This window comes from Polaromonas sp. CT11-55, from assembly GCF_047303325.1.
Classification (GTDB): Bacteria; Pseudomonadota; Gammaproteobacteria; order Burkholderiales; family Burkholderiaceae_C; genus Polaromonas.
Window position 1 is genome coordinate 1 of record NZ_JBKBEX010000035.1, and the last position, 11,436, is coordinate 11,436.

Sequence of the window (11,436 nt, forward strand, 5' to 3'; positions counted from 1 at the left end):
TCGCCTTTTCTTTTGCTTACTTTTCTTTTGGCGAAGCAAAAGAAAAGTGAGTAGCTGCCGGGCTACCCCCGGCCAGCCACCCTCAGCAGAGTAAGCAGAAAGACGAAGAGAGGAGAAGGAGATAAGGGGGAGAGCGCGCCCGCCGGAGCAAGACCCGGCCAACCAAACCTTGCCCTTACATTTAACCATCCCCTCCTCAATTATTTCCAGGAACCCCTCCATGCTGCTCGATGCCGACGACTCCCAACTGGTGCTGGTGGACTACCAGTCCCGCCTCATGCCCGCCATTTTTGAAAACAGCCTGGTGCTGGCCAATGCCGTGAAGCTGGCGCGCATAGCCAAATTGCTGGAGGTTCCGGTCTGGGGCACGGCCGAAAATCCCGGCGGCCTGGGCCCTCTGGTGCCCGAGGTCCAGGCCGCCATTGCCGCCGGCGGTGGCCGCGTGCTGGACAAGATGTCCTTCAGCGCTGTGGCCGACGGCTTGTCCGACCTGCTGCGCCCGCCGGTGCGCCAGCCCAGCCAGGGCCGCAATGCGCGCAGCCTGCCCAAGCATTTGCAAAAACCGGCACCCGAACCGGAAGAGGGCAGAAGCACCATCGTGATCGCCGGCTGCGAAGCCCATGTCTGCCTGTTGCAGACCGCGCTCGACCTGCTCGAGGAAGAGTTCGAGGTCTGGGTCGTGACCGACGCCTGCAGCTCGCGCAGCGAACGCAACCGCGACGCGGCCTTTGACCGGCTGGCCGGCAATGGCGCCGAACTGGTGACCACCGAGATGGTGGCGTTTGAGTGGCTGCGCACGGCCGAGCATGAAGCCTTCAAGGATGTGCTGGGGCTGGTGAAGTGAGGCCCGGCGTGGCCTTTCGGAAAATGCCAGCCTGTAGCCGGTTCGCGCTGCTTGCTGCCTGGCTTTCGCCATTCGCATAAAAGCAAAACCATGTCTCGCGCGCGCATCGCAATGCTGACCGTACTTGCCATGATGGCATTCGCGGGCAACTCACTGCTATGCCGCCTGGCTTTGGGACACACCGGGATTGACCCCGCGAGTTTCACCACGGTCCGCTTGGTGAGCGGGGCGCTAACCCTCTGGCTGGTGATGCGCACCAAAGCGGGCGCAGGCCGCAGCCGCGATGGCGTGGATGGCGCCACCGGCCCACTGCCGGGCGCGGGAAGCTGGCTGTCGGCGCTGGCGCTGTTTGCCTATGCCGTCTGTTTTTCCTTTGCCTATGCGCGTCTGCCGGCGGGAAGCGGCGCATTGCTGCTCTTTGGCGCGGTGCAGGCCACCATGATCGGCCAAGGAATCCGGGCGGGGGAGCGTTTTCGCATGCCGCAACTGGCCGGGCTGACACTGGCATGCGGCGGATTGGTGGGCCTGCTGCTGCCGGGAATTTATGCGCCGCCGCTGGGGGCTGCCGTGCTTATGCTGTGCTCGGGTGCGGCATGGGGCATCTATTCGCTGCGCGGCCGCGGCAAAGGCGACCCCGTGCGGGTGACCACCGGAAACTTCCTGCGGGCGGCACCCATTGCGCTGGCATCGAGCGTGCTGATGGCCGGGCACATGGCGGTCGACGTGGAGGGCCTGTTGTATGCACTGGCATCCGGCGCCCTGACTTCGGCCATTGGCTACATCATCTGGTACACCGTGCTACCTGCCTTGAAAGCCACCAGTGCGGCCACGGTGCAACTCAGCGTCCCGGTGATCGCGGCGCTGGGCGGTGCCGCCCTGCTTGGTGAACCCGTCACCCTGCGCCTGATGCTGGCCTCCATGGCCATCCTTGGCGGCATTGCCTTGGTGATTCTCGAGAAACGGGCTGACGCGCCGTCCTGAGGGCGGGTGTCATACGGGTAACCAGGTGTGGATTGAAGCTCGTTGAGCACTCTTCCTGTCAGTCGATGGAGACAATGCAATGATCACTCCCCAGAACCTTCTTTCCTGGATAAAATTCCCGGCCGTATTCCTGGCTCCCTTTGTCATTGCCGTCGGATCCTGGCAACTGGCACTCCTTGTACCGGGTCAGGTGGAAACACGGCACTGGCACACGCTGGTGTTTTGGTCTTTTATATGCGCTGGCCTGTTCGCGGTTTTTATGCTCTTCAGAACCCGGCTTGGTCGCATTGCGAAGATCCTCTTTGCGGTGGTCTTCTCCCTTATGTTTCTCTTTTTCGCCCTGCTGGGATCGGCTCGGTCCCATTGCGGCGATGAGCAGCGTTATATTGGGCAGAATGTGCAAAGCCGGCAAGCCGAGTCATGCCGATAGTGCCGCCTAAGCGATCCGTCAAGCGGACAGGTCTGCGACCAGCGCCCGACCTCAGGTCAAAGTAGGGGGAGTTGATTTCAAGAATGACGCCAGAGCAGAACAGGCGTCTTTCAAGGATGTGCCGGGGCTGAAGAGCTAAGGCCTTGCCGGCCCTTTCTTTCCGGCCACGCGACTGATGACACACCGGCCTGTTAGCCTGCATACTCGGCATGGGCGCAGCAGGCACCCATGCATTTTTCCTCTCTGCCACCAGCCTCCATATCAACCAAACCTCATCACATATGCGAACCATCCGCAACTCACTCTTTTTCTCTTTGCTTTTTTCCGCCTCCATCGCCTGCTTTGCCGCGCCCGCGTCACAGGAGTCGATCAACACGCTGCTGGTCGTCACAAAATCCGAGGCGCTCGTCGCCACCATGCAGGCTCAGATGGAGCAAATGATGAGGCAGACCCTGACGCAGACCCTTGCCGGGCGGAAAGTCACGGATGAGCAAGTGCGGGTTATCGAGGCTGCGTCCAAGGAGTTTTCCATTGTCATGAAAGAAGAATTGTCGTGGACCAACATCAAGGCGATGTACGTCCCGATCTACCAGGAGACATTTACGCAGGAAGAAATCGATGGGTTGATCGCGTTTTATCGCAGCCCCACCGGCGCAGCCTTCATCGACAAAATGCCTCTTGTCATGCAGAAATCGACATCTGTCATGCAGGCACGGATGCCGCAGCTCATGCAGAAGATGCAAGCCGTGATGCAAAAAGCCATGGCCGAGGCTGGTGTCACCAAGTAGTCAACAAGGACAGATCAGTCAGGCAGTCAAGCACTTGGGCTGATTAACGCGTTCTGCCAGGCACTCTAGTTGGCAGGCACCTTTCTTTCCCCTACTTTCGCCGTCTTACGGACGCCGATTCGCAATCCATCTACCCATGCGCGCACTCTGGCTTCTTGTGTTTACGCTTCTTGCGGCTTGTGCCTCCCCGGATGAAATTGTGCAGCTCGCAAGCTTTGCAAGTCCGCCAAGGCCGGCTTATCCAGCCCTCTCCAGGCGCATGATGGAGCAGGGCCGCGTGGAGTTGCGGGTGCATGTATTGGCGAACGGTGATCCGGGCGAGGTGCAACTCGCTAAAAGTTCAGGCTTCGCCAGGCTGGATGCCTCCGCGATGGTTGCCGCGAAAAGCTTCAAATTCAATCCCGCACGAACCCGATCAGGCCGCGCCGTGGATTCCTGGATGAACGCCCCCATCAACTACAGGCTCGAGTAGCCGGCTGTGAGCGCCGCTGCCGCTCATTGGTGGCCGGGTCTTTTTACGTCAACCCTCTCGAGAGGCTTTACCCCAACTATTCACGTCCCATGATCACTCGCCGACGCACTCTTGCTATCTTTCTTGCAGCGGCTGTCACAGCCGTGCCTCCCGCCATGGCTCAAACAGCACAAAGAATCCAGCTTGCACAGCTGGAGGAAATGTTCGCAAACATGCGCGCCAGGACAAAATGGAATGTCGATGGTCCGATGCTTTGGGGCTACTTCTTCTTCGATCCTGACGAAGAGAAGCTGCAGCGGGTCGCCACAGAACTGGATGCGTCGGGCTATTGCGTAGTGGGTATCCAGCAAGTCAGCGGAAGGCGGCTATTTCGTCTGCACGTGGAGCGAATAGAAGCGCACACACCCGCTTCGCTGCACGCGCGTAACACGGAGTTCTACGCACTCGCTGAGAAACAAGGGGTGGCGTCCTACGACGGCATGGACGTCGGCCCTGCGCCGACCGCCGCGAAAACCCCTTGAACTGGAACGCGCAGCACAACATTTTTTCGCCTGACAACTTATGACGGCTCTGGACACCGGCCCCTTTTTTCATGGCACGAAAGCCCAATTGCAGCCAGGCGATCTACTAAGGTCGGGCTTTACATCGAATTACGACGAAAGCGTCGTGATGAATCACATTTACTTCACGGCCATCGCCAAAGGCGCCGGGCTTGCCGCGGAAATAGCCAAAGGCAGCGGCAGGCCGCGCGTCTACATCGTTGAACCGACGGGGGAATTTGAGAACGATCCCAACGTGACCGACAAGAAGTTCCCGGGCAACCCGACGCGATCCTATCGAAGCAAGCTGCCTTTGAAAGTGATTGGCGAACTCGAATCCTGGGAACTGTATGACCCGGAGTTCATTCAACAACTGAGAACCCGCGTAGAGAACGGCATGGGAAAAATCATCAATTGATGTGAAACAGCGCTGTGACATGAGCATCCAGCCGAGTCAGTAGCGCATGACCAAGATGAAAAAGCCTGAAGACACACCCGGCGCGTTCCAAGACGCCTGGAATGGTCACGACATGGTGGCGCTCGGTGAGCTGTTCGATCAGGACGCGACCTTCGTGAATCGCTTCGGGCACTATGTCCGGGGCGTTGAAGAGATCGTGGCACTCCACGTTCCGATTCACGAAACCATCTATCGCGACTCCACGCTCCAGAACGAGTTGATCGATATCGCCCCTATTGCCGAGGGAGTGGCGGTCATCCATTTCTGGAGCCGCCTGGCTGCCGGCCCAGCCCATCCGGCCGGCCCCCACGTGGTGGATACCCTGATCCTTGCAGTGCTGACGAGACAGAACGATATCTGGCGCATCCGGGCGCTTGAGAATGTCACCCTTGTCAACCCGCGGACCGGTGAGGCGATCCTGCGCGAGTAGCAGTCTTGCGCGTCGTCAGCCTCCTGAAAGCCCGTTATCCATAATTAAGAATTCAGTTTTGCCGGTTTTTTAGCGTTTTTGGCCTTGAGACAACCAACTATCTGGAGACAACGCCGTGTTCAAGTCCCTCTTGCTCAGCAAGTCCGAGGCCGGGTTTTCGGCCGCCGTGGCCGACACCGATGAGGCCCAGCTTCCCGCCGGCGACGTGCTGGTGCAGGTCGAATATTCCACCCTCAATTACAAGGACGGCCTGGCCATCACCAACAAGGGGCCGGTGGTGCGCAGCTGGCCCATGGTGGCGGGTATTGACGGCGCGGGCACGGTGCTCGAATCGACCCACACTGGCTGGAAACCCGGCGACCGTTTCGTGCACAACGGCTGGGGCCTGGGCGAAACCCGCTGGGGCCTGATGGCCGAACGCGCGCGCCTGCAGGGTGACTGGCTGGTCAAGCTGCCGGCCGCCTTTACGCCGCGCCAGGCGATGGCGATAGGCACGGCCGGCTACACCGCCATGCTCAGCGTGCTGGCGCTCGAGCAGCACGGCGTCAAACCCGATGGCGGCGAGGTGCTGGTCACGGGCGCCACCGGCGGCGTGGGCAGCGTGGCCGTGGCCTTGCTCGGCAAGCTGGGCTACACCGTGGTGGCCGCCACCGGCAAGGCCGGTGAAGAGGCCTATTTAAAGCAGCTGGGCGCCAGCAGCATCATCGATCGGGCCGAACTCTCTGCCCCCGGCAAGCCGCTGCAAAAAGAGCGCTGGGCTGCGGTGGTGGATGCCGTGGGCTCGCACACGCTGGCCAATGCCTGCGCGCAGACGCGCTACGGCGGCGTGGTGACGGCCTGCGGACTGGCGCAGGGCGCGGATTTCCCGGCGACGGTGATGCCGTTTATCCTGCGCGGCGTGACGCTGGCCGGTATTGACAGCGTGATGGCGCCGCTGGCCAAACGCCAGCAGGCCTGGGATCGTTTGGCAAAAGACCTGGACACCGCGAAACTCGAAACCATGCTGGAAGAGATTCCGATGGCGAAAGCAGCGGAGAAAGCGGCTGACTTGATCTCGGGCAAGGTGCGCGGCCGCATCGTCGTCAAGATCTGACCCAGCTGAACAAAACAGGTGAACGGAGACAAAAGACATGCCAAGCTACGCAGACTTCTACCGCCAGTCCATAGACCAGCCCGAGGCCTTTTGGACCGAACAGGCCAAATTGATCGACTGGCACAAGCCATTCACCCGCGTTTGCAACGACGACAATCCGCCCTTTGTGCAATGGTTTGAAGGTGGGCAAACCAATCTGTGCCACAACGCGGTCGACAGGCACCTCAAGGAGCGCGCGGACCAGGCCGCGCTGATTTACGTCTCCAGCGAAACCGGCGTCGAAAAAACCTACAGTTTCCGCGAGCTGCATGCCGAAGTGCAGCGCATGGCCGCCAGCCTGCTGGCCATGGGCGTGGTCAAGGGCGACCGTGTGCTGATCTACATGCCCATGATTCCCGAGGCCGCCTTTGCCATGCTGGCCTGCGCGCGCATAGGCGCCATCCACTGCGTGGTGTTCGGCGGCTTTGCCAGCGGCTCGCTGGCCTCGCGCATTGACGATGCCACGCCGCGCGTCGTCATCAGCGCCGACGCCGGCTCGCGCGGCGGCAAAGTCGTGGCCTACAAGCCCCTGCTCGACGAAGCCATACGACTGGCCAAACATGAGCCCGAAGCCTTGCTGCTGGTAGACCGCGGCCTGGCGCCCATGCCCATGGTGGCCGGGCGCGACCTGCATTGGGAAACCCTGCGCGCCAAGTACATGCACGCCCAGGTGCACTGCGAATGGCTGGATTCCGGCGCCATCAGCTACACCATTTACACCAGCGGCACCACCGGCAAGCCCAAGGGCGTGCAGCGCGACACCGGCGGCTATGCGGTGGCGCTGGCCGCCAGCATGAAACACATCTTCGACGGCCGCGCCGGCGAAACCTATTTCTCCACCAGCGATATCGGCTGGGTGGTGGGCCACAGCTACATCGTCTACGGCCCGTTGATCGCCGGCATGGCGACCATCATGTACGAAGGCCTGCCCACACAGGGCATGGATAAGCAGCCCAACGCCGCGATCTGGTGGAGCCTAGTCGAGAAATACAAGGTCACCGGCATGTTCAGCGCGCCCACCGCGGTGCGCGTGCTCAAAAAACAGGACCCGGGCCTGCTCAAAAAACACGACCTCTCCAGCCTGCGCGCCTTCTTCCTGGCCGGCGAGCCGCTGGACGAACCCACGGCGCGCTGGATCAGCGAGGGCCTGAATGTGCCCATCATCGACAACTACTGGCAGACCGAATCGGGCTGGCCCATCATCACCATTGCCAACGCCGTCGAAAAAAAGCCCAGCCGCTTCGGCAGCCCCGGCGTGCCCATGTACGGCTACAAGGTCAAGATCCTGCATGAGTCCACCGGCGAAGAGCTGACCCAGCCCCATGAAAAAGGCGTGGTCGTCATCGAAGGCCCGACGCCGCCGGGTTTCATGCAGACCATCTGGAAGGACGACGCGCGCTTCGTCAACACCTACTGGAAGAGCGTGCCCGGCAAGATGGTGTATTCCACCTTCGACTGGGGCATACGCGATGAGGACGGCTACTTTTTTATCCTGGGCCGCACCGACGACGTCATCAACGTCGCCGGCCACCGCCTGGGCACACGCGAGATCGAGGAAAGCATTTCAGGCCATGCCGGCGTCGCTGAGGTGGCGGTGATCGGCGTGGCGGATCAGCTCAAAGGCCAGGTCGCCATGGCCTTCGCTGTGCCCAAGGATTCGAGCGTGCTCACCGACAACGCGGCGGCGATGAAGCTCGAAGGCGAAATCATGAAACGCGTGGACGGCGACCTGGGCGCCGTCGCCCGGCCGGCGCGTGTGCATTTTGTGTCGGCCCTGCCCAAGACCCGCAGCGGCAAGATGCTGCGGCGTGCAATTCAGGCGGTGTGCGAGGGCAGGGACCCGGGGGATTTGACGACCATGGACGATCCGGCGGCGCTGCAGCAGATTCGGGATCGGGTGGCTGGGTAACGCACTACCGCGAAGCCTTCGATCTGCCTTAGTCCGGCAGGGCAAGAGTGGTGCCGGCCATCATGCCCTTTGCTTCCGGTTCCTGGATCTCGGTCCAGACGCGGTTTCCGCTGGTCGCAACGGGGCGGTTAATGGTTTCCTGAACAAGGGCACCGAGCAAACCAAACATGAGGGAGAAGTCTCCTGTCGGTCGTGCGAAGGGCGCGAGCAAGTAAAAGAACCGCCGCTCGTCCGCTTGCGCCGTGATCTCCGTGACACGCTCTTGCCCTACAGATGTGGCAGCTGTGAGCCGCCTGGTGCCTGGCGCGACACTGATGGCGGTGTAGCTGTTTTGCGGCAGAGTGGCCACCTTTGCACCGTCCACCAACACCGTAGCGGTCTCTGTATCTCCGGAAATTCTCACCAGATACAGCAATGCCTGCCCCGGCATGGGGTCCTGCAGCTGAACTTCCGTGGGCTGTGGTGTAGAAGGCGTTGCGGCGGGATTGGCCCAAGTGCAGGCGCTTGCAATCAAAAGTATTCCTGCCAGCGTGCGTCGGATCATCTTGACTTCCAAGTTCATGTGAATCAAGCCTTAGTGGTCATGAGAGTTGGCAGATTCTAGAGGGCACAGCGGGTGCGCCTTCGATGTCTCATCTTGAGAAAACTTCTCGACACTTTGTTTCAGCCAAGGGTTTCTACCCGGATACCCCCTTGCGCCCGGTCGTAGCATGACTCGCGCAAGGCCCTCGGGTAGTAGCTGACTGACTTCTGGGGGCCCTGCCATATTCCAACAAAGGGGACACCAGATGACAACCAAACTCAACGTGAACGGCCGGGCCGTTTCCGTCAATGCCGAACCCGACACACCCCTGCTGTGGGTGATACGCGATGAACTGGGCATGACCGGCACCAAGTTCGGCTGTGGCGCTGCTTTGTGCGGCGCCTGCACCGTGCACCTCAACGGCAAGCCGGTGCGCTCCTGCCAGACGCCGCTGTCTGCGGCGGCGGGGCAGAAGGTGGCGACGATTGAAAGCCTGTCGCGCAACAACACGCACCCCTTGCAGGTGGCGTGGATCAAGCATGACGTGCCGCAGTGCGGCTACTGCCAGTCGGGCCAACTGATGAGCGCGGCGGCCCTGCTCACGGCCAACAAGAACCCCAGCGACGCCGACATCGACGCCGCGATGAGCGGCAATATCTGCCGCTGCGGCACCTACCCGCGCATCAAGGCGGCGATCAAGGATGCTGCTTCCACCATGCGCAAAGCCTGAGGAGAACCATCATGACCACTACCTCACTGATTTCTCCGAACCGCCGCACTTTCCTCAAGACATCGTCAGCCCTGACCGTCGCGGGCAGCGGGCTGATGCTGGGCGTCACGCTGGGCGCGCCGTCAGCCCAGGCCGCGGGCACGCTTTACACCCCGAATGCCTGGGTGCATATCGCTGACGACAACACCATCACGCTGATCTCGGCGCGCTCCGAGATGGGGCAGGGCGTCTACACCTCCATGCCCATGCTGATCGCCGAAGAGCTCAACGTCGACATCCGCAAGGTCAAGGTCGCGATCGCGCCGCCGGGCAAGGTCTACACCAATGCCTTGCTGGGCGCGCAGATCACCGGTGGCTCGACCTCGGTGCGCGACGGCTGGGAGAAGCTGCGCATTGCCGGCGCCCAGGTGCGCAGCATGCTGGTCTCCGCGGCGGCCGCGAAATGGAATGTCGATGCCGCCACGCTCAAGGCCGAGAACGGCATGGTCATAGGCCCGAAGGGCAAGAAGGCGACCTACGGCTCGCTGGCCGAAGCGGCCTCCAAGCTGCCCGTGCCCGAGAACGTGGCGCTCAAGGACCCTAAGGACTTCACGGTGATCGGCAAGCCCACCAAGCGGCTGGACACGCCGATGAAGGTCAACGGCACGGCCGAGTTCGGCATCGACGTAAAGCTGCCCGGCATGGTCTACGCCAGCCTGCAGCAATGCCCGGTGATTGGCGGCAAGGTCACCAGTTTTGACGCGACCAAGGCCAAGGCCATGCCCGGCGTGATTGACGTGGTGCAGATTCCCGACGGCGTGGCTGTGGTGGCCGACAGCTACTGGCATGCCTTCAAGGCGCGCCAGGCGCTGACAGTGCAGTGGGACGAGGGCCCGGTCGCGGCCATCAGCAATGCCAGCATGCTGGACGGCATACGCAAGGCGGCCGACAGCGGCAAGGCGATTCCCATTGTGGCGCCCAAGGGCGACGCCGCCGGCGCGATGAAAGGTGCAGCCAAGACGCTGAAGGCCGAGTACGTGTCGCCGTTGCTGGCGCATGCCACGCTGGAACCCATGAACTTCACGGCCGACTACAGGAACGGGAAAATCCTGCTGATAGGTCCCACGCAGTTCCAGCAGGGCGCCGAAGGCAGCGTGGCCGCGGCGCTGGGCATCAAGCCCGAGGACATCACGCTGAAGACGACTTTCCTGGGCGGCGGCTTTGGCCGGCGGCTGGAACTGGACTTTATCGTGCAGGCGGCGCAGATTTCCAAGGCCGTGGGCAAGCCGGTCAAGCTGCTCTGGAGCCGCGAGGACGACACCACGCACGACTTCTACCGGCCCATGGCGGTCAACCAGCTCTCGGCCGGCCTGGGGGCCGACGGCAAGCCGGTGGCGCTCAATTTCAAGGTGACCTCGCAGTCCATCACGCAGCGCGCCTTTGGCCTGCCCAAGGACACGCTGGACCCGTTTATGGCCGAGGCCGGCGTCATGCCTTACGACATCCCGAACACGCAGTACGACCTGGTGATCCACGACAGCGGGCTGCGCGTGGGCTACTGGCGCTCGGTGAGCCATGCGCTCAATGCCTTTGCCAACGAGAGTTTTGTCGATGAAATGGCGCTGGCCGCGGGCAAGGACCCGTATGCCTACCGCATGTCGCTGCTCGAGAAACAGCCGCGTTTTGCCAATGTGCTCAAACTCGCGGCCGACAAGGCCGGCTGGGGCACGCCGGCGCCGGCCGGCCGCAGCCGCGGCATCGCGCTGATGGAGGGCTACGACACCTATATGGCGCAGGTGGCCGAGGTGTCGGTCAAGGACAACCAGGTCACGGTGCACAAGATCACGGTGGTGGCCGACCTGGGCCGCATGGTCAATCCCGACACGGTGCAGGCGCAGATCCAGTCCAGCGTCATCTTCGGCCTGTCGGCGGCGCTGAACAACCAGATCACGCTGGACAAGGGCCGGGTGCAGCAGAGCAATTTCGGCGACTACCCGGTGCTGCGCATGCATGAAGCGCCGGTGATGGACATTACGCTGGTGCCCAGTACTGAAAAGCCGGGTGGCATCGGCGAGCCGGCGACGGCGCTGGTGGCGCCCGCGGTGGCCAATGCGGTGTTCGCGGCCACCGGCAAACGGGTGCGCACGCTGCCGCTGAACGACAACCTTGCCAAGGCATGAGGAATTGGCGGGAGGCCGAGGCGGAAATGGGCACGGGCTGCT

General features: G+C 62.0%; 13 protein-coding genes. 11 read left to right on the forward strand and 2 right to left on the reverse strand.

Annotated features, from left to right (window positions below):
* Positions 1-220: 220 nt before the first annotated feature.
* The gene (locus tag ACEN8I_RS22210) at positions 221-844 is read left to right on the forward strand and encodes an isochorismatase family protein (RefSeq protein ID WP_413330787.1); all 624 of its coding nucleotides are present in this window, start codon (positions 221-223) and stop codon (positions 842-844) included.
* Between the two features lie 90 nt (positions 845-934).
* The gene (locus ACEN8I_RS22215; RefSeq protein WP_413330789.1) at positions 935-1,825 is read left to right on the forward strand and encodes a DMT family transporter; all 891 of its coding nucleotides are present in this window, start codon (positions 935-937) and stop codon (positions 1,823-1,825) included.
* 58 nt (positions 1,826-1,883) lie between these two features.
* Here the strand turns inward: ACEN8I_RS22215 and ACEN8I_RS22220 are convergent, their stop codons facing one another.
* Entirely contained in the window at positions 1,884-2,237 is a 354-nt protein-coding gene (locus tag ACEN8I_RS22220; protein WP_413330790.1) for a hypothetical protein, read from the reverse strand.
* A 227-nt stretch (positions 2,238-2,464) separates the two neighbouring features.
* On the opposite strand from ACEN8I_RS22220, the gene ACEN8I_RS22225 reads away from it, so the two are divergent.
* From ACEN8I_RS22225 to ACEN8I_RS22255, 7 genes are all read left to right on the forward strand, one after another.
* Entirely contained in the window at positions 2,465-3,043 is a 579-nt protein-coding gene (locus ACEN8I_RS22225; RefSeq protein WP_413330792.1) for a DUF2059 domain-containing protein, read from the forward strand.
* Positions 3,044-3,179: 136 nt separating this feature from the next.
* Entirely contained in the window at positions 3,180-3,515 is a 336-nt protein-coding gene (locus ACEN8I_RS22230) for an energy transducer TonB (protein WP_413330794.1), read from the forward strand.
* Positions 3,516-3,604: 89 nt separating this feature from the next.
* Positions 3,605-4,036, forward strand: coding sequence for a ribonuclease E inhibitor RraB (locus ACEN8I_RS22235; protein WP_413330795.1), 432 nt, complete (start codon positions 3,605-3,607; stop codon positions 4,034-4,036).
* Positions 4,037-4,076: 40 nt separating this feature from the next.
* Entirely contained in the window at positions 4,077-4,472 is a 396-nt protein-coding gene (gene arr, locus ACEN8I_RS22240; protein ID WP_413330797.1) for an NAD(+)--rifampin ADP-ribosyltransferase, read from the forward strand.
* Positions 4,473-4,518: 46 nt separating this feature from the next.
* Complete coding sequence (locus tag ACEN8I_RS22245) at positions 4,519-4,941, forward strand: SgcJ/EcaC family oxidoreductase (RefSeq protein WP_413330799.1); 423 nt, start codon at positions 4,519-4,521, stop codon at positions 4,939-4,941.
* A gap of 115 nt (positions 4,942-5,056) precedes the next feature.
* Positions 5,057-6,034 carry an MDR family oxidoreductase gene (locus ACEN8I_RS22250; protein WP_413330800.1) on the forward strand — a complete coding sequence of 326 codons (978 nt, stop codon included), beginning with the start codon at positions 5,057-5,059 and terminating at the stop codon, positions 6,032-6,034.
* Positions 6,035-6,071: 37 nt separating this feature from the next.
* On the forward strand, positions 6,072-7,982 hold the full coding sequence (locus tag ACEN8I_RS22255) for a propionate--CoA ligase (RefSeq protein ID WP_413330801.1): 1,911 nt from the start codon (positions 6,072-6,074) through the stop codon (positions 7,980-7,982).
* Positions 7,983-8,010: 28 nt separating this feature from the next.
* Here the strand turns inward: ACEN8I_RS22255 and ACEN8I_RS22260 are convergent, their stop codons facing one another.
* A complete protein-coding gene (locus ACEN8I_RS22260; RefSeq protein WP_413330802.1) occupies positions 8,011-8,544 on the reverse strand; it encodes a hypothetical protein in 534 nt (177 codons plus the stop codon).
* Positions 8,545-8,770: 226 nt separating this feature from the next.
* On the opposite strand from ACEN8I_RS22260, the gene ACEN8I_RS22265 reads away from it, so the two are divergent.
* A complete protein-coding gene (locus ACEN8I_RS22265) occupies positions 8,771-9,235 on the forward strand; it encodes a (2Fe-2S)-binding protein (protein ID WP_413330804.1) in 465 nt (154 codons plus the stop codon).
* A gap of 11 nt (positions 9,236-9,246) precedes the next feature.
* Positions 9,247-11,394, forward strand: a complete 2,148-nt coding sequence (locus ACEN8I_RS22270) for a molybdopterin cofactor-binding domain-containing protein (RefSeq protein WP_413330805.1) — start codon at positions 9,247-9,249, stop codon at positions 11,392-11,394.
* The last annotated feature ends 42 nt before the right edge of the window (positions 11,395-11,436 follow it).

Bases quoted from the DNA above. Each gene is read 5' to 3' on its own strand.
- ACEN8I_RS22210 (WP_413330787.1), top strand. From the start codon at position 221: ATGCTGCTCGATGCCGACGACTCCCAACTGGTGCTGGTGGACTACCAG.
- ACEN8I_RS22265 (WP_413330804.1), top strand. From the start codon at position 8,771: ATGACAACCAAACTCAACGTGAACGGCCGGGCCGTTTCCGTCAATGCC.
- ACEN8I_RS22260 (WP_413330802.1), bottom strand. From the start codon at position 8,544: ATGAACTTGGAAGTCAAGATGATCCGACGCACGCTGGCAGGAATACTT.
- ACEN8I_RS22215 (WP_413330789.1), top strand. From the start codon at position 935: ATGTCTCGCGCGCGCATCGCAATGCTGACCGTACTTGCCATGATGGCA.
- ACEN8I_RS22255 (WP_413330801.1), top strand. From the start codon at position 6,072: ATGCCAAGCTACGCAGACTTCTACCGCCAGTCCATAGACCAGCCCGAG.
- arr (WP_413330797.1), top strand. From the start codon at position 4,077: ATGACGGCTCTGGACACCGGCCCCTTTTTTCATGGCACGAAAGCCCAA.
- ACEN8I_RS22225 (WP_413330792.1), top strand. From the start codon at position 2,465: ATGGGCGCAGCAGGCACCCATGCATTTTTCCTCTCTGCCACCAGCCTC.
- ACEN8I_RS22235 (WP_413330795.1), top strand. From the start codon at position 3,605: ATGATCACTCGCCGACGCACTCTTGCTATCTTTCTTGCAGCGGCTGTC.
- ACEN8I_RS22245 (WP_413330799.1), top strand. From the start codon at position 4,519: ATGACCAAGATGAAAAAGCCTGAAGACACACCCGGCGCGTTCCAAGAC.
- ACEN8I_RS22230 (WP_413330794.1), top strand. From the start codon at position 3,180: ATGCGCGCACTCTGGCTTCTTGTGTTTACGCTTCTTGCGGCTTGTGCC.
- ACEN8I_RS22270 (WP_413330805.1), top strand. From the start codon at position 9,247: ATGACCACTACCTCACTGATTTCTCCGAACCGCCGCACTTTCCTCAAG.